Raw genomic sequence first — 20,316 nt, 5'->3', positions numbered from 1 at the left:
GACTGTGCTGCCAACCGTAGCGCAGCCCTATGCCAATTTGATGAAACTGGCCCTGGGGTGAGATTAGGGCTGGGATCCCAGCTCGCGGCCGAACGCCTGGGCCCGCTGATGCAGGCGACCGTCCCCACGCCCGCCACCGCCGCGCAGCTCGCCGCCTCCATCACCTTCCTGCTCAGCGACGACGGCACCAACATCAACGGCGCCATCCTCGCCTCCGACGGCGGCTAGTCGGTGCTGTAGGGGAGCGGCGCCCAAAACGGAAGCAGGCAACGGCGGGATTGGTCACATTCTGCCGGTGGGTACGAGCAGGGCCCAGGACAGCGCTGGGGCGACAAGCACGACTGCGCCGGCGTAGATCATCAACTGGCGGTAGACGCGTTGCCGGTCCTTCTCGTGGGCGTTGGCCACCACCAGCGCACCGTCGGTGGAGAACGGTGAGACATCCACGACGGTGGCAGCGATGGCCAGTGCCGCTACCGTTCCGGAGGCGCTCAGCGAACTTGTGGCCAGCAGCGGACCGGCAAGCGGGATGAATGCGGTCAGCAAAGCCGTGGAGGAGGCGAAGGCTGAGCCGACGCCAATCACGTAACAGAGGACGAGTGCCACCAGCAGCGGTGCCCCCAAGGCCAGGGCTTGCTCGGCAAGTGTGTCGATGACGCCCACGTGCTGAAGCAGGGAGACGTAGGTGATCATGCCGGCCACCAGCAGGACCGTGGACCAGGAGATGCCGCCGATGAACGTTCGGTGTTCCTTGATATTCACCAGTGCCAGCAGGAGGCCGGCGCTGAGGGCGACAAATCCGATCGGCATGTGGAAACCCAGGGTGCACACAAGCATCACTGCGATCAGCGCGAGCGTGAGGACCTGCTGGCCGTGGGGACGACCGGTACGAGCAGCGTCCAGATCGACATGCTGGCCGCTTTCACCGTCGCGCAGCCTGCCCAGAAGGGCGAACACGACGATGGTCAGCCCGGTGAGGATGAGGTTGAGGGCGAAGCTGGCGGTGAAGAGTGCGCCTTGAGCGATGGGAAACCCGTTTTGCAGTGCGATGTCGTGTACCAGCACGCCGGCCACGGACAACGGAGAAAAACCGCCGGCGTGGGCTCCATTGATGATGAAAGCCCCCATGAGCACGGGATGGATGCGCGACTCGTAGGCGAATGTGATGGCCGCAGGTGCCAGGAGTGCGACGGCGGCGGGGGAGAAGGTGCCCATGGCCGTGAGTGCGGCAGCTAGCAGGAAGAACACCCAGGGAAGCAGCAGCGTCTTGCCCCTGACGAGGCGCACGCAGGCCTGGACGATGATTTCGATGGTGCCGTTTCGCTGGGCCATGCTGAAGAAGTAGGTGACGCCGATGATCGTCACAACGATGCTGGCAGGGAACTCATTAAGGATCTCCCTGTCGGACATTCCGAGCATGAAGTAGCCGACGCCGAAAGATGCCACCAGCCCCATCACCCCGATGTTCAGCGGCCATTTTGTGGCGACGACGAACATTAAGACGAGGATGACGAGCGGGATGATCTGGATAGCGGTCATGGTCGGCTCCGGTCGTGTGGTGGCCGCCGGGTTGAAGATGTCACCGCCCAGCAGAAGGGCGGCCAGTCCCAGGATCGCGAAACCGGCCACCGCCATCAGTAGGATACGGCGACGGGCACGACGCTTGGGACCCTCGTCCCTGGTCTCGCCCACCGGGGCAGTGGCGCGGTGCGCAGTCTTAGTCATGATGGTCTCCTGAGAGAGTAGCTCCCGCGAGGGAGGCGAGGGAGGCGTTTGAAACAGCGGGGCGGCCGTCGTTGCGATGAGTCGGCGATCCGGGTGACCGCCTTGGCCGCCCCGCTGCAGTCTGCGGGATTTAGCCGATGTAGCCGAAGATCCGGTTCCAGGTGGCCTGGTCTTCCTTACCGTGGTGGGCCAGATCCTCGGGCAATCCGCGGTGGGGGAGCCCGGTGTTCATGGCCGGCAGCTGGACATCCATCACCTTGGGAGCCGGGGCGGTCGAGTCGGCCGGGTATTCGCCGATCTGGGAGAAGACGCTGGCTCCGCGTTTGCTGAGGTTCCAGTTCATGAACAGCTGGGCAGCGGCTGGGTGCTGGGCCGTGGGGGTCATGCCCAGGAAGTAGTCGTAGAGCGCGAATCCCTCCTTGGGGACCACGAACTTCACTGGCGCGTTGTTGTTTGCCGCGATGTTGACGCTGCTGACCACGGCCGTGGCCACCTGGATTTCACCGCGAGACAGGCTTTCCTGCTGTGCACCGGAGGAATCGAAGATCCGTGGCTGCTGGGCTGCGTATCCCTTGAGGTAGTCCTCGCCGAGGGCGTCGAGTTGGAAGCGCACCAGGGATGCTGAGCTGCCGCCGGCGCCGACCTGAGTGGTGCCGATCTTTCCTTTCCACTTCGGATCCAGCAGGTCCTGCCAGGACTTTGGGGCGTCCGCCTCGCTGACCAGGGCTGTGTTGTAGGCAAAGGTGAAGGCCGGGTCGAAGACCCGGTAGAACTTCCCGGCGTCGTACTTCACGGTGGCATCCAACTGGTCGAAGTTGGGCACCTTGTGCGGCGTGAAGGCGCCGGCCTTGTTCATGGCTGATACCGACGAGAACTCGGAAGTGCGGATGACGTCGGCCCCCAGCTTGTTGGCGCCCTGTTCGCTGAGAACGCGCTCCAGCAAACGGTTGGGTACCAGCCGGACCAGGTTCACTTTGATGCCGGTGTCCTGCGTGAAGGCCTTGATGACTTCCTTCTCGCTGTTTTCCACGTAGCCGCTGTAGAGGCTGATGGACCCCTCGGCCTTGGCTTTGGTGAACAGCTCGCGGTCTGCCACGGTCTGCCCGTTGATCACGAGTTCGGAGGTAGTGGAGAGGGATTCGGCCTTGCTGACCAGGGTGACGGTCTTGGGGGCGCTGCAGGCACCGGCGGTGACCGCCAGTGCGGCGGCGGCCAGCACCGACGTCGTCGTCTTGAGGATGTTTTTCATCGTGCTTCTCCGTTGGTTGCGCGGGCGCCGAAGGCCTTCGCGATGACCACCAGGGCCAGGATGACCAGGATGTAGAGCAGGCTCGTCGATGCTGCGGAGCGCAGCGCGCCGTTGTCGTAGTTGTCAAAGACCACAATCGCCAGGAGCCGGGTGTTGGAGGTGAAAAGGAACAACGCGGCGGACAGTTCCCGCATCGCCAGCATCAGCAGCAGCAGGACGGTGGACATCACGCCGGTCTTCATCAGCGGCAGTGTCACATAGGTCACCGCACGGGCCCTGGTGGAGCCAAGAAGTACTGCGCTGTCCTCGAGGTCCTTGTCCACCTGCAGGATGCTGGCGGACATGCCCCGGTAGCCCTGGGGCAGGTAGATCGCGATAAAGGCAATGATCAGCACAACGATGGTTCCGTACACGGGAAGCGGCAATACCAGCCAGGTCCACAGCAGGCCCAGGCCCATGACGATCGCCGGGATGGCGAGCGGCAGCATTGCCACGAACTCCAGGCTCTTCCGGCCGGGGGTCTTGGTCCGGTACACGAGGTAGCTGAGGTAGAACGCCAGCGCGGCACCCAGGACTGCGACGCAGACGGCCACCAGCACGCTGTTCCGTGCCGCGTCCAGGAATGTGGCGGACTGGAGCGTCTGAAAGAGCGACCAGAAGGAAAGTGCGTCTTCGCCGAAAAGCTGGCCCAGGTTGGATACGTAGGGCGAGGATTGCAGTGAGGCCAGTAACAGCGCCACCACCGGCAGCACGATTGCCAGGGCGAAATACACCACAGCGAATGTCAGGCCCACGCCGCGGAGCTTCCCGATGTCCATCATTCGGGGCTTCATGCCCTTGCCGGAAACAGTGGTGAAGTTCCTTTTCATCACCACGCGCTGCTGGATTGCGGTGACGGCGATCAGGACGATGGTCAGGACGACGGCGACCGCCGCGGCCTCGTTGCCCCTGGCCGGTGCGGAGTTCATCAGGCGGTAGATGAAAGTGGGAAGCGTTTCAATCTGGCCGGGAGTGCCGATCATCTGGGCGACTGGAAAGTTTTCCATGGTCAGGGCAAAGATCAGTACGCCTGAACCGAGAATCGCCGGTGTGACGAGAGGGAACGTTACAGTGCTCAGGATCTTGCCGAGAGAGCCGCCGTGGACGCTGGCGGCTTCCTCCAGATCAGGGTTCATGAGGGCCATGGCGCCGTGGATGAGCAAGAACGCATAGGGGGCGTAGTACAACGCCAGAACGAAGACCAGGCCAGGCATCGTGTAGACATTGAAGAGGTTGCCCAGGCCGATGCCGCGGGTGAGCAGGTTTAGGTAGCCCGTGGCGGGTCCGGCCAGGAGCGACCAGGCAAGTGCGCCCACCAGCGAGGGCAGGAACATCGGTGCGATGCCGATGAAGTAGATGATGGCTTTGCCCCAGATGTTGGTCCTGGCCGCGAGGAAGGCCAAGGTGCCCCCGATGAACATGGCCAGCACAGAAGAGGATGTTGCCACCACCAGGGAATTAGTCAGTGCGACCATTGACTGGTGGGACGAGAGAACCTTGAAGTTCTCCAGCGTCAGGCCGCTGAGTCCGATCGAACCCGGCCGGGGTGTGGAGCTGCTGAATGCCGAGAAAAGGATCAGGGCCACGGGCATGAGGATCAGGATGGTCAGCAGGGCCAGCATCAGCCACGTGGGCATGGACTTCCTGAACTGGTGGCCGAGCTGGCCGCCCATCCGGCGTCGGGGCTGCGGGCCGGGCTTCACGGGGGGCGGCGTGGCCGGCCGCTGATCTGGCCGCTTGCGGAGGTCTGTGGTGGCGGCGGACATCAGGCCACCTCGGCGGGCAGGACCTGGATGTCGGACGGGCTCGCTGTGACCCAGACCCTGTTGCCTTTTTCGGCTGGCGCGCCGTCCCGACGGGAAACGAGGGCCTCGATGGCGGGGCCGCCGTCGAGCTCGATCAGGTAGCGCACGTTTGAGCCCTGGTAGCTGGCCACCGAGACCTCACCGGCCCAGTTGTTGGAGTAAGCGTCTGGCCGTTGAGCGGAGACAATGACGTCCTCCGGGCGGATGCAGGCCTTGACGGCGTCGCCGTCGAGCGTGTACTCGACGGTGGACAGTTCGAGGCTGTGCTCCGCCATCTTGTACGTTCCGGGGTGGCCGTTCTTGAGCACCGGGAAGATGTTGGTGACACCCAGAAAGTCCGCGATTGAGGCGCTGGCCGGGTTTTCGTAGATTTCGCCGGGGCTTCCCACCTGGGCGAGCTTGCCGTTCTGCATGAGGGCGATCCGGTCCGCGAGGGCCAGGGCTTCGCCCTGGTCGTGGGTGACGTAGACGCAGGTCAGGTTCAGCTTCTGCTGCAGCGCGCGGAGTTCGATCCGCAGGCGGTCCCGGAGCCGGGCGTCCAGGTTGGAGAGGGGCTCGTCCAGCAGCAGGACGCTGGGGCGCATCACCAGGCTTCGGGCCAAGGCCACTCGCTGCATCTGGCCGCCGGAGAGGAGGCTGGCGCCGCGTTTCTGGAACCCGTCCAGACCCACCAGGTGGAGTGCCTCATCGACGCGCTCTGCAATTTCCTTTCTGCCCAGTTTCTTCATTTGGAGCGGGAAGGCGACATTCTCGAAGATGGTTCGATGCGGCCACACGGCGTAGGACTGGAACACCATTCCCACGTTGCGTTTGTGGGAGGGAACATTGATGTTCTTTTCGCTGTCGAACACCACCTGGTCCCCGATGGTGATTCTGCCGCGGACAGGGGTTTCCAGTCCGGCGATGCAGCGCATGGTGCTGGTCTTGCCGCAGCCAGACTTGCCCAGCAGCACCAGGGAATGTCCGTCCTCGATTTCGGCGTTGACGCCTTGGACAGCGTAGGTATCGCCGTATTTCAGGTCGATGTTCTCCAAAGTGACTTTCATTGTCCGACTCCTTTGTCAGGTCTATTTGTGCGTAGTTAGGCGCTGGCCCGCACGGCGGCGGTCGCGCGGGTAAAGATGATGGATTCGCTGATGACGCGGGCGGCCCGTTCGAGTCCGATCCGGGCAGGTCGCCCGAACGGGTCGACAGTGGCGACGGTGGCGATGATGCCGGCCGCAGTGCCGATCCGGAGGTGGGTAACGGCGTCGGGAGCGGTCTGAATCGCGCCGCCGGCCAGGGCGGCGTTGACTACAGTGCCTGCGGTGATGGCAGCGGTGGCGATGCCGACGGCGGACGTCAGCCCGATTGCCGGGTGGGGGGCGTGCATGGACAGAGTCCGGATCGAGACGTCGTAGGCCGAGCCGCTGATGTGCTGGCCACTGGTGGTGAGGAAGTCCGCCGCGGGGCCGACGATCCCCACCTTGGGCACCGCATGGTCAACCGGGGAGCCGGCGGCCCGGAGCCCCATGCGCAAGGCGGCAGCGCTTCGGATTTCGGTGAGCAGGGGCACGAACTCTGAGAGTTCGGCCAGGCTCTCGGTTCCGGTGAGGCCCAGGGACTCGGCCGCCACCAGAACCATCGGTGCTCCGGCGTCGATCATGGAGACCAGATAGTTTCGGCCGTCTACGGAAAGTTCTTCGCGTGCGTGCCGGGTGGGCAGCGCAGAGCCGGTGCTGCCGCCTGCGGGGTCGAGGAAGGCCAGGGTGACGGGCACCCCTGTGGCCAGGGTGCCAGGGACTTGCGCCTCGCCAAAGACTGGCAGCTTTCCGTCCGGTGTGGCGACGTCGGCTTCGAGCCGTGTGCCGGTATTCAGGTTGCGCATGCGGACGAGGGTGGTTCCCGGTGTGGTCCGCACAAAACCGTGGCTCACCGCGTAGAGGGCAATGGCCGTCGCGCAGTTGCCGCAGTTGCTGCCCCATTCGACGCGGCCGTCGCCGATCCCGACCTGCGCGAAGAGGTAGTCAACATCAACGTCGTCATCGGGGGCGGCCGAGACGATGGCCGCCTTGGAGGTGGTGGACGTGGCCCCGCCGACACCGTCGATCTGGCGGGGGTCGGCGGCGTTGAAAGTGTCAATGAGGAGTGCCTCGACCTGGTCCCTCGACGCCGGGACGTCCTGGCCGTCGAACAGCCAGCATTTGCTGGTTCCGCCCCTGACCAGGGTTGCTGGGATTCTCAATGGATTCTCGATTCGAAAGTAGTTGTGGTCCGGGCCGTCCACGGCGCCTGTGTGGCCTCGGTCATATCTACTTTCGGCTCCTGCAGCGTTGAGCACAATGTTCATTTTCTTTATGTGGCTTAACTTCAACTACACTCTTGTCATGGAGCTTGATGTTCGCCGCCTTTTCCTGCTGGCAGAAATTGCCGAGTATGGATCCCTGACCGCGGCCGCCGAGGCGATGATGTACACGACGTCCGCGGTCTCCCAGCAAATGCGCCGGCTCGAGGCCGAGGCTGGGCAGACCTTGTTCGAACGGCATGCCCGCGGCGTGGTTCTAACGGACGCGGGGGCTGCCCTGGTGGCCAGGGCTCGGTCCATCCGGCGGGAGCTGGCCGGCGCCCAGTCCGATCTTGACGCACTAAGTGGGCTGCGAGCCGGCAGCCTGCGGATCGGGTCCTTCCCCACGGCCTCCGCCTCCATTCTGCCGTTGGTTCTGACCCAGTTCGCCAGGGAGCATCCGGCCGTTTCCGTGTCAGTTAAGAGCGCATTGAGGGACCCCCTGCGCGAACTGCTGCTGATGCGCGAGGTGGAGCTGGCCCTCCTTTGGGAATACGACTGGAGCCCATTCACGGACCCGGAAATCGACACCGAAAAGCTCGTGGACGATCCCACCGTCCTAGTCGTAGCGGGGAGCAGTGACGTGGGGCGCAGCGGCCCGGTGGATCTCAGCTCCCTCGCTGCGGCCCGGTGGATCATCCGTGCGGACGGGCACCCCGTGGCGGACGTGCTGACCAGAAGCTGCCACGCGGCAGGGTTCGCTCCAGACATTTCCTATGACGCCCACGACTATCAGGAAGCTCAGGCAATGGTGGCGGCAGGACTCGGTGTGGCCCTAGCCCCCCGGCTATCGCTCACAAATCTGCGGGACGACGTCAGGCTTGTTCCGCTCGATCCGCGGATTCCTGTCCCGGTCCGCCGGATTCTGCTCGGACAGCTTAAAGGGCGCACGTCGACGCCAGCCATGCTCGGCTTCCAGCAAACCCTGCGGGAGGCATCTCGTGCGATGCCTCAGACCTTCGGCCGACCGGGCCAGCTCGGCTCGGTCAACATCTGAATTCAAAAGCGGAGCGGCACCCAATGTACGCGGACGACGGCGGGACGTTCCGCCGTCGTCCGCCAGCTGTGAACCTACTGCGCCGGGCGTTCCTGGGGGACGGGGATCTCGAGTCTCACGATAAGGCCGGAGGTAGCTGCATTCTCTAGGGTGACGGTGCCGTGGACTGATTCTGCGGCGGCCGCGACGATTGCCAGACCCAATCCCGAGCCGGTCGCGGTGCCGCGCACGCTCTCGTCCCGCGAGAAGCGGTCGAAGGCGTGGGGGAGGAAGTCCGGGTCGATGCCAGGGCCGGTGTCGGTGATGACGGTGATGATGTGGGAAAGTTCCTGCGTGATGGTGGCGGTGATCTTTCCTTTCCCGTCGACGGCGCGGAGGGCATTCGAGAGCAGGTTATCGAGCACCCTCCCGTAGAGAAGAGCCGGCATCGGCGTCGGTGCGGCACGGTCTGTGTGGTCGGGTGTGATCAGCTCGATTTCGACGTCCCCACCCATGGCGCGGAGCCGCGCCCGATCGATGGCTTCCCCGGCCTCATCGACGAGGTCGCCCACGACGGTGGCCGACGTTGGCGGGCGTCCGGCATCCAGGCGCGAGAGTTCCAGCAGGCTTTCAACGAGTTCGGAGAGCCGGGTGGTTGCCCGCTCGGCGCCGAGGATATCGGAGTCAATGCTGCTGCGGTCGCCGGCGCGGAGCAGCTCAAGTTGCGCCTGCAGAACTGCCAGTGGTGTGCGTAGTTCATGGCTGGCGTCCGAGACCAGCTGCCGTTCCCGGGAGGCCGAAGCCCGGAGGGTCACTATGAGCCGGTTGAGGGTCGCGGCGAGGCCGGTGATCTCATCCCGTGCCGGACCCACGGGCAGCAAGTCCTCGGCGCCGGCCGCGACGATCGCTTCCGCGCTTCGGCGCAGTTGCGTGACCGGGCGGAGCGCAGCTCCTGTCAGAAGCCACGAGGCAGCGCCGAACAGAAGCGTGAGGGCGCCGAGGCCTGAGATCACCCCCGTAGTGAGGTTGTTGAGGACGAGATCAGATTCCTGCTGGTTGCGGGCCGAGATGATAGTCCAGTTTCCGGCGCCGGTCGGGACGGTTTCGACGGCGACCAAGTAGGTGGCCTCACCCGCAACGAGCTGCTGCGGGCCGGTGCTGGCTCGGTTGATAAGTGCCATATTCGAGGTGATGGCGGCCGGCAGCGTCGAAACCTGGCTGGTTCCGGCAGGATCGATGACTGCGACGAGCTGACCTTCACCGGGATGGTCGCGAGGTTCGTTCGGCTCCTGCTCAATGGCCGTTTCGAACTGGGTGGCGTCGCTTTGGAGTACTTCGAAAGCGGCGTTTTGCATAATGCCCTCGACCTGCTGCCGCACGACGAGGCCAACGGTACCGAAGAACAGGGCGGCCAGCAGCAGCGTGCCCATCGTGATCCGGGTACGGATGGAAAGCCTGGAAACCGCCTTCACAGCTCGCGCGCAAGCTGGAAACCGATTCCTCGTTCGGTGCGCAGGCTCACCCCGGTCGGGAGGGGATCGAGCTTGCGGCGGAGGTAGCTGATGTACTGATCGACGATATTCGAATCTGCGCGCTGAAGCTTTCCCCAGATCTCCGACAGAATCCTCTCCCGGGACACTGTCTCATCGACGTGTTGGGCCAAAAATCGCAGCAGCGCGAATTCCTTGGGGCTCAGCGGAACCATCTTCCCGCCCGCTCGGACGAGGTGGTTGTGGCCGTCGATGATCAGCTCACCGACCTCGATCCGGGGACTGAGCGCCAGGCTCTCCCGGCGACGGAGCGCCCGCAGACGCGCTGCGAGCTCGTTGAAAGCGAAGGGTTTGGTGAGGTAGTCATCGGCGCCGGAGTCCAGCCCTCGCACGCGGTCGCTGACGTCGTCCCGGGCCGTGAGCATCAGGATGATGAGCGCGGGAGACGCCTCGCGCAATCGGCGGCAGAGTTCGAATCCGGACATCCCCGGCAGCATCACATCGATTATCGCGACGCCGTAGTCCGTTTCCTGTGCTGAGATCAGGGCTGTCAGGCCGTCTTCGATCCAGCGTGCGTCGTAACCTTCGACGCCGAGGCCGCGGGCGAGGAGGGGCCCAAGTTCAGTGTCGTCTTCGACGACCAGCACTCGTACGGGACGGTCACAAGGTTCAGCCATGGAGCCATTCTCGCCGAAACGGGCACCGCGTTGTTGCCACGGTGTCCATCGACGTGTCTGTGAGGATTCTCAGACAGGGCACCCTTTTTCGCAGTTTCACCGGAGCATCGAATGGAAGGGTGCAGTTCATGAGCACCCGAGAGATGACATCGCCGCCCCCAACCAAGCTGCTGAGCAAGGTTCCTGAGATCACGATCTGGTTCTGGATCATCAAAGTCCTCTGCACGACGGTCGGCGAGAGCTTCGCCGACTTCATCAACGTAGCCCTGGGAGTAGGTCTGGTTGAAACAGCTGTCATCTTCACCGGAGTGACCGCCGTCGTACTTGCCGTGCAGATGAGGCTCCGAGGCTATCGCCCGGACGCGTACTGGCTCACGGTGGTTCTGCTGAGTATCACCGGAACGCTCTACACCGACCTGCTCACAGACCAGGCAGGCGTGCCACTCTGGATCAGCGCCAGCGTATTCTCAGGGATGCTGGCTGTGGTCTTCACCATCTGGTTCGTCAAAGAACGGACCCTCTCCATCCACAGCATCACCACCAGGCCCCGCGAAGCGTTCTACTGGCTAGCTGTCCTCGTGACTTTCGCCCTCGGCACGGCCCTGGGCGACTGGACGCTCGATCTCACCGGATGGGGACCCGGCGCGTCGATTCTGCTGCCCCTCATCCTCATCGGCATCGTCACCGCCCTCTGGCGATTCGGGGCCAACCCGGTACTCGCCTTCTGGATTGCCTACATCCTCACCCGTCCCCTGGGCGCGAATGTCGGAGACTGGCTCAGTCTCACAGCCCCCGAGGGCGGCCTGGGCCTGGGCACGCTCACCACGAGCATCATCTTCCTCTTGGCCATCCTCGCCACGGTTGTATATCTCTCAATCAGTAAAACCGACACAGTCGAACGCGCATCGGGCACGGCAACGCCTCCAGTGACCCCCGGACGTCGTCGGACCGCGTTGGGAATCCTGGCAGGTGTCGCGGTCGCCACCATCATGCTCCTCGCCTACACCAGCAGCCTCCCGCACAAGAGCGCTCTTGCCGACGAAGGCCCTGCAGCAGCCTGCCAGGCCGGCTCCGCCGCGCCGACCCAGCCCGAGGCCCAAGCGGCGGCGCAGGCAAACTTCCCTGCCTCGAACATGGCCGAGTTCCGAACCATCACCTCCGACACCCTGGCGTTCGTCAAGAAGGGCGACCAGGCCGCAGCCGCGGCCCGGGTTACCGATCTCGAGACCGCCTGGGATGACAACCAATCTGCGCTGAACGCTGCCGACTGCACCGCGTGGACCTACATCGACAAGCAGATCGATCCCGTCCTGTCCGCTGTCCGCTCGCCCAACCCCAAGCCGGCGACCGAACAGACTGCCCTGAAGAACCTCCTTGCAACGCTCGGAGGTGCCTGAGCAGCCCGCCGGTCCCCACGGGACGGTTGTGGCACCCCGGACCTGCGCCCGATCAAGCCCACCGTCCGGCCCTACCGGGATAACGCTGGACGGCCTATCGTGGTCCCTGCCATCAGCCCGAGGGAAAGGAACGACGATGTTCACCCTGCAGATTAGCTACCCGGTCCGGGACTACGACGCATTCAAGAAAGTCTTCGACACCGATCCCGCAGGCCGCGCCGCCTCGGGCGCCCGGTCTGTCCGCTTGTTCCGGGATGCCGAGGACCAGAACAGCGTGGCCGTGCTCCTTGACTTCGACACCAAGGACGCCGCGACCGGCTTTCTGGACAAGTTGCGCAGCCAGGTGTGGGACAAACCCGAGGTGATAGGGCAGCTGATGACGGCAGCGCCGACCGCCAGGATTCTGGAAGAGGTGGGCCGCGAGGGCCAGGGCGCGGGCTGACCGCCGACTTGTCCGGCCGCCGGATGAGCTAGCCGCAACTTCATGCTGTCCCAGGACGACGGCGGGACGTCCCGCCGTCGTCCGATTCCATGACCTCATTCCGCGCCCCGTCCGTGCCGTCCCCTCTGGGGGCCTTGAACTATATTCGGACAAGCGAAAGGATCGGACTGCCTTGCAGGCACAAGGAAGGCGCACATGGAAGGCGGACTTCTGAATGGCGGGAATGCCGCCAGCCACGGTGGACGTGAGTAACGCGGTAGTCCAGCGCCTCGTCTGGGACCAGCGGCCCGACCTCGGCGATTGTCCGATAGCGCGGGTTGCGAACGGCTGGGACAACGCAACCTTCCGGCTCGGTGACGGCCTGGCCGTCCGGCTGCCGCGCAGGGCGGAGGCCGTTCCGCTGGTACTGCATGAGCAGCGCTACCTTCCCGACATAGCTCGCCGCTCCCCGGTTGCGGTTCCGGTCCCCGTTCATGCCGGCAGGCCGACGTCGGACTTTCCATGGCCCTGGAGCATCGTGCGGTGGGTCCCGGGAGCTGCTGCGGCCGACGTCGGCCCGGCAGGCCGAGGGCCAGCGGCTAAAGGCCTGGCCGATTTCCTGCTGTCCCTTCACGTGCCGGCCGAAACCGGCGTCCCGGTGAACCCTTTCCGGGGTGTGCCGCTGACAGAGCGTGACGCTGTGCTGGTGGAACGGCTCGGGGACCACGAACGCTACCCGCAGGCGGCAGCGCTGAGGGCAGTGTGGGCGCAGGCCTGTGCCGCCAGAGCCTGGGATGGTCCGGCGATGATGCTCCACGGGGACCTCCACCCCGGCAACATCCTGCTGGCGGACCGCGGCTCCCTGGCGGGCGTCATCGATTTCGGCGACGTCGGGGCAGGGGACCCGGCTGTCGATCTTGCGGTGGCGTGGCTGATGTTCGACGCCGGCAGCCGCCGCCGCTTCATGGGCGCCTTTGGCTCCGCGGTGGACGGGGACATCTGGATGAGGGCGCGCGGTTGGGCCCTCCTCCTGTCCACCGCGATGCTGAGCAACTCCGACGACAATCCGCGGATGTTCGCCGTAGGAAAGTTCGGGATCAGGCAGATCCTGGCTGACGGACTTAGCCTGCAACTCTGACGCCGGCGTTAAATGTCAGTGGCTCCCATCATGCTGGGGGTATGGACGGCAAAGCAGCTGCACAGACATTGGAGGCCATGGAGGCCTCCCTTGCCAGGTTGGCTGCATTTGCCGGTCGCGGAGCCGGGAACGCGGCCTCGGCTGGCGCTGACCCTCTTCGGGATGAAGCGGACGCGTGCCTGGACGGCATGGCTGAGGTGGCCAGCGTGGAAGCCAGGCTGGCCGCGCTGAAAGTGCACTTCGCCGCCGGGTATGCCCGCGCTTCCGCCGCCATGACGGGCCCAGCCGCCTCGCCGCAGGAGCGCACCGCCCAGGAAATGGCGCTGACAGCAGAGGTGGCCTGCGTCCTGACCGTGAGTGAAAGATTAGCGGCGGCGCTCCTGGCGGAGTCAGCCACCCTGACCACCGGGTTGCCCCTGACGTTGGCTGCGCTGCGGGCAGGGAGCATTTCTTGGCAACACGCGCGGGTGATGTGTGATGAAACGTCCGGCCTGGACCCTGCCGGGGCGGCTGCTTTGGAGGCTCATTTCCTGGACCCCGAAGCTCCCTTTGCCGCGCGCGGCTGCCCGGCGGGGGAGCTGGTGCCGGGTAGGTTCCGGGCCAAGGCGCGCAAATGGCGTGAGCTGCACCATCCTGTAAGCATCGAAGCGCGGCACCGCAGGGGTGTGGAGGACCGCCGGCTGGAATATGTGCCGGACCGGGGCGGCATGGCCTGGCTCTCGGCCTATGTGGCTGCGGACGTGGCGGTGGGTGTATGGTCCCGTACCACGGAAGCGGCCCGTGCCCTGCAGGAGCCGAATGAATCCCGGACCCTGGCCCAGCTCCGTGCGGACGTCGCCGCCGACTGGCTGCTGGCGGGGGTGGCGGAAGGAGCTCCGTCACCCAAGGCGCAGGTCCTGGTGACCGTGCCGGTGCTGTCTCTTTTGGGCGCGGCCACGGAACCGGCCACGCTGGACGGGTATGGGCCCGTTCCGCCGAGCATCGCCCGCCGGCTTGTGGGGGATGGCGCCGGATCGTTCCTACGGGTGCTGACCGATCCGCGCAGCGGAGCACCGCTGGAGATCGGACGGACCAGCTACCGGGTTCCGAAGGCGATGCACCAATGGTTGCGCCTTCGGGATGGCCGGTGCCCTTTCCCGGGTTGTAATAACCATTCCCTGGATAACGAAGCGGATCACGTTTTGGCTTGGTCCGAAGGAGGCGGCACCGGCATTACCAACCTGGGCCAGCCATGCCGTCGGCACCACCGGCTCAGACACACCACAGCGTGGAGGCCGGTTGACGCGACCCGGGACCAGCCACCCGGCTGGATCTCACCCGCGGGACGCTCCTATCCCAGCGAACAACAAGACTGGGAACCACCACACTGGCCGCAGCACCTCGGCCACGAGGATGAAGGCCGGGAGTTGGAACCGCCCGACTGGCCGGACGAACTTGCCGGCGCCGTCGGACCTGGAGAAACCGAACTGCCATTACCCGTGGATCCCTTTCCTGACTGGGCACTGTTCATCGCGGCGTAGGATCGGCGCTCCAAGTTCCTGCCGTTGCCCTCTGCCCTCCATCCACCGGGCTCCCTGGCCTGGCACCCTCCGCCGAGCCTTGGTAACTTTTGATGGTTATGAGCTAACTTAGGTATAAAACAGGCGGAATGCTTGCTACTCTGAAATCTGCACCTAAAGAGAGTGAGCAACGATGCTTCTCGAAAGAGACCTCATACAGTCCGTCGGCTTCCGCAACATAACGGACGGCGGGCGTGTAACCGGCTTTCAGTTCCGGGTCCGGATGCCTTCCTACCGGGGCATGGCCGCGTCCCTCATCGAAGGCATCGCCGTTCGCATTGGCAACATCGTCGACGTCGGACCTGACGTTCCGCGTTGGACTTTCGGTGAGCGGACCTACACCCTGCAGCAGCTCTGGGACAGCGACGGCGTGCGCTGGCCCTTGGACGAAGCTGCCGTGGTCACCGTTCCCCTCGATGGCGGCCTGCCGCAGGGCGTCCACGAACTCTCCATCGAGCTGCGGTTGCGCATGTCCTACATCCCGCTGGAGCACCAGCCCACCGTGCACCGGACCAGCCGCAAGGTGACGCTAGCGCCGGAAGGCGGCGAAGGCTCCTTCCGCTACGGCGTTTCCCTGTACAGCTTCATGGGCGACTACGGCACGGTCATGGATCTGGAAACGGCGTTGGCCGCCGTCGCGGATGTAGGCGCCACCGGCGTCGAGATCCTCGGAGAGGGCCACATCCCCAACTATCCGGAACCGTCCCCCGCCTGGATCGACAACTGGTTCGGCCTTCTGGAGAAGTACTCGCTGGAGCCCACGAACTACGGCTCCTGGATTGACACCCGTCTTCACCCGGGACGGACCATGACCGTTGCCGAGGGTGCTGATGCCCTGCAGCGGGACCTGCGGCTTGCCAACCAATTGGGCTTCGGCTTGGTGCGCCCTAAGATCGGCGTCGTGTCCAGCGACCTGGTCCCGGACCCCATCTGGACCGAGTCCGTGGAACGCTCCCTTGATCTGGCCCACGAGCTGGGGATCATCATCTGCCCGGAGATCCATTCGCCAACGCCCATCAAACACCCCGTTGTCGAGGACTACATCGCACTCATCGAACGGACCGGAACCAAGAACTTCGGACTCCTCATCGACACCGGAATCTTCCAGGATCGGCCCATCCCTCTACGCGAAGGGGAGACCCGCGAGACACGGCCCGCCTTCCTTGACGGCATCGGCGTCGATCCCGCCGACTTCGCGGACATCGCGAAGTACGTTGTGTTCGTTCAGGCCAAGTTCCACGACATCAACGAGCAGCTGGAAGACCAACAGATTCCCTGGTTGCCCGTGCTCAAGGCCCTCAAGGACACCGGCTACACCGGTTATCTCTCCAGTGAATACGAAGGCGAACGCACGCCGTGGCGCGCCATCGAGCAAGTGCGGCGCCAGCACGCCCTGATCCGCCGCGTCACCGGCGAACTCAGCTGACCCATCCCCTCTCGCAGCAAAGGGAACAACAATGCCAAACGGCCTTCTTGACGATGCAAGCCTCCGTACCCACCCCGACGGCCTCGCGCTGGCCCTGACTCTTCCGTGGTACCGGAGCCTGTGGCTCTCCTCGGTCTCCAGCCTGCGGCTCACCGTCGACGGTCATGACATCCGCGCCGAGGACCTGGCCCTGGAACTGAGCGGTGTCCGCTACGGGCTTACGGACCTGCCCGCCCAGAGCGAAACTCTCTGGTACCTCCAGGAACATCCCTTGCTCATCGCCAAAACGGAGCACCCTGTTGCCTTGGGCGAGCAGCACACCATCCAGCTCATCGGTGAGCTGCGGCTGCCCTACATGCAGATTGCCCCCGGCCAGGACGGCGGCCCCGGCATGTACGTCCCCAACTTCGTCAACCAGACACTGGAGCTGACCGCCACGGACAGGGCGGCGGCGGCACCAGCACTGACCACGACGGTCACGCCGCCCCCGCCGAAAGCCGAGGACGATCCGTTCTCGCTGGGGCTCACCCTGTACTCGGCAAGTGCCGAATTCCGGGCCGGCTGGTACGACTTTGACGGGCTGCTGAACCGTGTGGCCGAGCTGGGCATCGGCCCCGGGATCGAGATTGTGGCATCCCAGGTCCTGCCTACCTATCCCAACGTGACTGATGACTTCGCGCGCTCGTGGCAGAAGGCCTTCGACAAGCACGGCTTCACCGCCAGCTCCTTCGGTGCCAACCTGGACATGGGACGGCGCCGGGACCGTGATATGACGCCGGACGAGGAATACGAGTTCACCGAGACGCTGTTCCACGGCGCCAAGAAGCTCGGTTTCCCGCTCGTCCGCATCCAGAGCGCCAAACCCGAACTGCTTCGCCGGCTCCTGCCGCTCGCCGAGAACCTGGAGCTCAGGCTTGCCTACGAGATCCACGCGCCGCTGGGGCCCAACTCACCGGAAATCATGAAGGTCCGCGACGTTTACGCGGAGCTGGATTCACCGCTGCTGGGGTTCGTGGCCGACTTCTCCTCAACCATGCACAGCATGTCTCCCACGCTCCTGCGCGCGGTCCGCCGTGCTGGGCTTGACGACGAAGCCGTCGAAAGGCTGCAGGCCATCTGGGCCACCGACGCCCCGATGCGGGTGCGGCAGGAGGAGTTTATTGCGTACCTGCGCGGACGGGACTTCGATCCTGCCCGGCTTGGGTCCTTCGCCCACCTGGCCTTCAATATGCACGGCCACGTCAGCCCCAAGGAGTGGGCTGACATCATGCCGCAAATCATGCACGTCCACGCAAAGTTCTATGACATTGATGAGCAGGGCAACGAGCCCGCCATCGACTATCCGGAACTCGTCCGCGTATTCGTCGAAGGCGGCTACCGAGGCTACTGGTCCAGCGAGTGGGAAGGCCACGCCTTCGCCGAGCTCGGCGAGGTGGATCCGCTGCTACTGGTCCGCCAGCAGCACGACCTCATCCGAAAGAGCATGCGGACGGCGTTGGCCTCAGCCTGATCCTGGAAACCGCCTATCCCTTGGTGCCCGCCCGGTTATCCGGCGGGCATCGAGGCTTTTAAGTGGCTTCCTTCGTCGCAGCCGCTGCCACGATGTCCCCGGCCTCTTTGAAGAGGCCCCGCATCCACTCGTGCTCGGAATCGCGGTTGTGCACGGGGTGCCACCATAAAGCATTCACCAGCGGCGTGGCATCGAAGGGCAGCCGCAGGATCCGCACACCGCCCACCCGCAATGCGAACGGGACGAGCGCCGCCTGGATGAGCGCGATCCGGTTAGTCCCCACCACGAAATGAGGCAGCGACTGGAAACTTTCCACCACCACGTCCACGCGCGGCTCAATACCCAGCTGCTGGATCTGGCGTTCCGCCGAGGTCGAGGCCGAGCGGGTCTGGTAAGTCATCACCCAGGGAAGCTCGGCGATGTTCTCCATGGTGATCTGCTCACCGACGGCTTCGTTGGACGAGGAGACCACGGCCACCCACCCGTCCCGCCACAGGTCCAGGTAGGGGAGCCCGCTGAGGAACCCATGGGGAATCACCATGCCGTCCACGGAGCGGAGGCGGTTGGCCGCATCCTCCACCACCATCGGGTTGTGGAGCATGAACCGGAAGCGGACCCCTGGCGCCCGCTCGGCTGCAAGCTCGGAAGCAACCCGGCCGATGGTAGTGAATCCGTAATCCGAGCCGTAGATGGAGAACTCGCGTTCGGATTCCGTGGGCTCCCAGGTGGCTTGGCTTTCGAAGACGCGGCGTGCGGCCTCGAGCGCGGTGGTGGTGTGCTCCGCGAGCCGCAGGGCGAAGGGGGTGAGCTCGTAAGCATTTCCGCGACGGGCCAGGAGCGGGTCCCCGAAGTGGGATCGGAGCCGGGCGAGCGATGCGCTGAGCGCTGGCTGGCTGAGGTGCAGCCGTTCGGCCGCCCTGGTCACGCTCCGTTCAGTAATGAGGGCATCCAGGGAGATCAGCAAATTCAGGTCTAGCCGGGAAAGCAGGACATGGTTCGTCACGGCGGGCATTCCTTCAACGGTGAACTAGATTGCCCACTGTATCAGTGGCATCGATGCTTTGGGCGGTGCACATCATGCTCTTCTATGCAAAGAGGCTTTTGCGACCCCCGTCAAACTTATGTCTGTCATCGACAAGACTTATGTGCTTTTTCGGCACATCTCCTGCATACTGATGAGTGACCGGGGTCACGGCTCCCGGAAATTCTTCGACAATGAAGTCAGAAAGGCTGGACATGACACAGCACCGTCGCTATTCGGCTCTGAAGGTCGGCGCCCTCGCCGTCCCGACGATCGCAGCCCTCGTCCTCACCGGCTGCTCGGCCCCCGCCGGCAGCAGTTCCCCTGCAGGTGGCCCTCAGGAATTTTCCCTGTCCTTCGCCACGTCCAACACTGTTGAGAGCCCGTACCAGGTGCTGGCTGAGAAGTACATGAAGTCGAATCCGAACGTCAAGATCACGTTCAACCCGCAGCCCAATGACTCCTATGACCAGACCCTCCGCACCCAGCTCCAGGCCGGAAACGCGTCTGACGTCGTAGTGACCTCGCCGGGTTCCGGCACCGGCCGGAGCATCCTGCCGCTCGTTCAGGCAGGCTTTCTTGAGCCTCTGGATGACGCCGCAAAGGTACTTGTTCCCAAGGGCAGCGAGACCCTCTTCGGAGCCGACGGAAAGGTCTACGGCCAGGCTGCGGAAATCACGGTGGTTGGCCTGGTGGCCAACGAGACGGCCGCCAAGGCAGCCGGCATTGCAGATTTCCCGTCAGATTTTGCGGCCCTTGAAGATCAGTGCAAGTCACTCGCATCGTCCGGCAAGTCGTTCATCGCCTTGGCCGGCTCCGCTGCTCCCAACACCGGCCTGATGGCCATGTCCCTCGCAGCGTCACGGGTCTACGCGGAAGACCCGAAGTGGAACGAAAAGCGAACCGCCAACCAGACCACCTTCGCTGGCTCGGACGGCTGGAAAGCATCCCTCGAGGCAGTCACCAAACTCAATGACGCGGGCTGCTTCCAGAAGGGCGCTGCAGGTGCCGGCTTCGATGCCATCACCAAGGGCATGGCCAGCGGAACCTCGGTTGCCGGTTTCATCCCCGGACCCAGCTGGAAGCAGCTGAAGTCCGCCGCTGCCGAGTCCGATTTCGATGTGCGCGCGCTGCCGGCAGAAAAGAGCTCGGGTAAGGGTTTCGTCTTCGCCAGCGCGAACTACGCGTTTTCCATCAACGCGGCGTCTAAGAACAAGGATGCCGCCAAGGCGTTTCTCGACTGGGCGGCCCAGGCAGAGCAGACCAAGGGCTTCGCAGAAATCGATGGCGCCCTGCCGGTTACCGGCCTGGACAGCTACGACTTCAGTGGCAGTGCTTACAAGAACGTCGGCGACCTCATCAAGGATGGAAAGTACGGTCCGCTGCCGAATAGCCAGTGGTCCAACTCCGCCGTGTATGACGCGCTCGCCACCGGCGTCCAGGGCCTCATCACCGGCCAGAAGACTGCTGACCAGGTACTCCAGGCCATGGATACAGCCTGGGGACAGTAACAGTTTTCACATCACTTAAGTTCGGATGACTCAAAGGGACAAGCAAGGA

The 20,316-nt window shown here is 64.4% G+C and carries 16 protein-coding genes and 1 pseudogene; 9 read left to right on the top strand and 8 right to left on the bottom strand.

The window, feature by feature from the left end; translation table 11 throughout:
- Nucleotides 1–93: 93 nt before the first annotated feature.
- Nucleotides 94–228: pseudogene (locus tag AC1DKQ_RS15540) on the top strand (short-chain dehydrogenase); the annotation flags it as partial.
- A gap of 54 nt (nt 229–282) precedes the next feature.
- On the opposite strand, the gene AC1DKQ_RS15535 reads toward AC1DKQ_RS15540, so the two are convergent.
- From AC1DKQ_RS15535 to AC1DKQ_RS15515, 5 genes are all read right to left on the bottom strand, one after another.
- A complete protein-coding gene (locus tag AC1DKQ_RS15535) occupies nt 283–1,725 on the bottom strand; it encodes an SLC13 family permease (protein ID WP_476919512.1) in 1,443 nt (480 codons plus the stop codon).
- Between the two features lie 130 nt (nt 1,726–1,855).
- Nucleotides 1,856–2,974 carry an ABC transporter substrate-binding protein gene (locus AC1DKQ_RS15530; RefSeq protein ID WP_476919511.1) on the bottom strand — a complete coding sequence of 373 codons (1,119 nt, stop codon included), beginning with the start codon at nt 2,972–2,974 and terminating at the stop codon, nt 1,856–1,858.
- Nucleotides 2,971–4,779, bottom strand: a complete 1,809-nt coding sequence (locus tag AC1DKQ_RS15525) for an ABC transporter permease (protein ID WP_476919510.1) — start codon at nt 4,777–4,779, stop codon at nt 2,971–2,973. Before AC1DKQ_RS15525 ends, AC1DKQ_RS15530 begins: the two co-directional genes overlap by 4 nt.
- The gene (locus AC1DKQ_RS15520; RefSeq protein WP_476919509.1) at nt 4,779–5,864 is read right to left on the bottom strand and encodes an ABC transporter ATP-binding protein; all 1,086 of its coding nucleotides are present in this window, start codon (nt 5,862–5,864) and stop codon (nt 4,779–4,781) included. The genes AC1DKQ_RS15525 and AC1DKQ_RS15520 overlap by 1 nt, the downstream gene beginning before the upstream one ends.
- Nucleotides 5,865–5,899: 35 nt before the next feature.
- A complete protein-coding gene (locus tag AC1DKQ_RS15515; RefSeq protein ID WP_476919508.1) occupies nt 5,900–7,042 on the bottom strand; it encodes a PrpF domain-containing protein in 1,143 nt (380 codons plus the stop codon).
- A gap of 142 nt (nt 7,043–7,184) precedes the next feature.
- On the opposite strand from AC1DKQ_RS15515, the gene AC1DKQ_RS15510 reads away from it, so the two are divergent.
- The gene (locus AC1DKQ_RS15510; protein ID WP_476919507.1) at nt 7,185–8,138 is read left to right on the top strand and encodes a LysR family transcriptional regulator; all 954 of its coding nucleotides are present in this window, start codon (nt 7,185–7,187) and stop codon (nt 8,136–8,138) included.
- A 74-nt stretch (nt 8,139–8,212) separates the two neighbouring features.
- Here the strand turns inward: AC1DKQ_RS15510 and AC1DKQ_RS15505 are convergent, their stop codons facing one another.
- Nucleotides 8,213–9,589, bottom strand: a complete 1,377-nt coding sequence (locus AC1DKQ_RS15505; RefSeq protein WP_476919506.1) for a sensor histidine kinase — start codon at nt 9,587–9,589, stop codon at nt 8,213–8,215.
- Nucleotides 9,586–10,284 (bottom strand): response regulator transcription factor, encoded by a 699-nt coding sequence (locus tag AC1DKQ_RS15500; RefSeq protein WP_476919505.1) that lies wholly within the window; start codon nt 10,282–10,284, stop codon nt 9,586–9,588. The genes AC1DKQ_RS15505 and AC1DKQ_RS15500 overlap by 4 nt, the downstream gene beginning before the upstream one ends.
- 128 nt (nt 10,285–10,412) lie before the next feature.
- Here AC1DKQ_RS15500 and AC1DKQ_RS15495 point away from each other — a divergent pair, with 128 nt between their 5' ends.
- From AC1DKQ_RS15495 to AC1DKQ_RS15470, 6 genes are all read left to right on the top strand, one after another.
- Nucleotides 10,413–11,681, top strand: a complete 1,269-nt coding sequence (locus AC1DKQ_RS15495; protein ID WP_476919504.1) for a COG4705 family protein — start codon at nt 10,413–10,415, stop codon at nt 11,679–11,681.
- Between the two features lie 136 nt (nt 11,682–11,817).
- On the top strand, nt 11,818–12,123 hold the full coding sequence (locus tag AC1DKQ_RS15490; protein ID WP_476919503.1) for a hypothetical protein: 306 nt from the start codon (nt 11,818–11,820) through the stop codon (nt 12,121–12,123).
- Nucleotides 12,124–12,367: 244 nt separating this feature from the next.
- A complete protein-coding gene (locus AC1DKQ_RS15485; RefSeq protein WP_476919502.1) occupies nt 12,368–13,240 on the top strand; it encodes an aminoglycoside phosphotransferase family protein in 873 nt (290 codons plus the stop codon).
- A 41-nt stretch (nt 13,241–13,281) separates the two neighbouring features.
- Nucleotides 13,282–14,760: an HNH endonuclease signature motif containing protein gene (locus tag AC1DKQ_RS15480; protein ID WP_476919501.1), complete on the top strand. Its 1,479-nt coding sequence runs from the start codon at nt 13,282–13,284 to the stop codon at nt 14,758–14,760.
- Between the two features lie 172 nt (nt 14,761–14,932).
- The gene (locus tag AC1DKQ_RS15475) at nt 14,933–16,225 is read left to right on the top strand and encodes a C-glycoside deglycosidase beta subunit domain-containing protein (protein ID WP_476919500.1); all 1,293 of its coding nucleotides are present in this window, start codon (nt 14,933–14,935) and stop codon (nt 16,223–16,225) included.
- 31 nt (nt 16,226–16,256) lie between these two features.
- Nucleotides 16,257–17,735: a C-glycoside deglycosidase beta subunit domain-containing protein gene (locus AC1DKQ_RS15470; RefSeq protein WP_476919499.1), complete on the top strand. Its 1,479-nt coding sequence runs from the start codon at nt 16,257–16,259 to the stop codon at nt 17,733–17,735.
- A gap of 58 nt (nt 17,736–17,793) precedes the next feature.
- On the opposite strand, the gene AC1DKQ_RS15465 is transcribed toward AC1DKQ_RS15470, so the two are convergent.
- Complete coding sequence (locus tag AC1DKQ_RS15465; protein ID WP_476919498.1) at nt 17,794–18,738, bottom strand: LysR family transcriptional regulator; 945 nt, start codon at nt 18,736–18,738, stop codon at nt 17,794–17,796.
- A gap of 233 nt (nt 18,739–18,971) precedes the next feature.
- Here AC1DKQ_RS15465 and AC1DKQ_RS15460 point away from each other — a divergent pair, with 233 nt between their 5' ends.
- A complete protein-coding gene (locus tag AC1DKQ_RS15460; RefSeq protein WP_476919497.1) occupies nt 18,972–20,267 on the top strand; it encodes an ABC transporter substrate-binding protein in 1,296 nt (431 codons plus the stop codon).
- Nucleotides 20,268–20,316: the final 49 nt, after the last annotated feature.

The sequence above is a fragment of the Arthrobacter sp. 05L421 genome (assembly GCF_056397785.1).
Note: the sequence above shows the minus strand (reverse complement) of the source record. Positions and strands in the feature narration are given on the sequence as shown.

Excerpts from the sequence above, each read along its gene's own strand:
- AC1DKQ_RS15535 (WP_476919512.1), bottom strand. The coding sequence starts at position 1,725 with ATGACTAAGACTGCGCACCGCGCCACTGCCCCGGTGGGCGAGACCAGG.
- AC1DKQ_RS15530 (WP_476919511.1), bottom strand. The coding sequence starts at position 2,974 with ATGAAAAACATCCTCAAGACGACGACGTCGGTGCTGGCCGCCGCCGCA.
- AC1DKQ_RS15525 (WP_476919510.1), bottom strand. The coding sequence starts at position 4,779 with ATGTCCGCCGCCACCACAGACCTCCGCAAGCGGCCAGATCAGCGGCCG.
- AC1DKQ_RS15520 (WP_476919509.1), bottom strand. The coding sequence starts at position 5,864 with ATGAAAGTCACTTTGGAGAACATCGACCTGAAATACGGCGATACCTAC.
- AC1DKQ_RS15510 (WP_476919507.1), top strand. The coding sequence starts at position 7,185 with ATGGAGCTTGATGTTCGCCGCCTTTTCCTGCTGGCAGAAATTGCCGAG.
- AC1DKQ_RS15500 (WP_476919505.1), bottom strand. The coding sequence starts at position 10,284 with ATGGCTGAACCTTGTGACCGTCCCGTACGAGTGCTGGTCGTCGAAGAC.
- AC1DKQ_RS15495 (WP_476919504.1), top strand. The coding sequence starts at position 10,413 with ATGAGCACCCGAGAGATGACATCGCCGCCCCCAACCAAGCTGCTGAGC.
- AC1DKQ_RS15490 (WP_476919503.1), top strand. The coding sequence starts at position 11,818 with ATGTTCACCCTGCAGATTAGCTACCCGGTCCGGGACTACGACGCATTC.
- AC1DKQ_RS15480 (WP_476919501.1), top strand. The coding sequence starts at position 13,282 with ATGGACGGCAAAGCAGCTGCACAGACATTGGAGGCCATGGAGGCCTCC.
- AC1DKQ_RS15475 (WP_476919500.1), top strand. The coding sequence starts at position 14,933 with ATGCTTCTCGAAAGAGACCTCATACAGTCCGTCGGCTTCCGCAACATA.
- AC1DKQ_RS15470 (WP_476919499.1), top strand. The coding sequence starts at position 16,257 with ATGCCAAACGGCCTTCTTGACGATGCAAGCCTCCGTACCCACCCCGAC.
- AC1DKQ_RS15460 (WP_476919497.1), top strand. The coding sequence starts at position 18,972 with ATGACACAGCACCGTCGCTATTCGGCTCTGAAGGTCGGCGCCCTCGCC.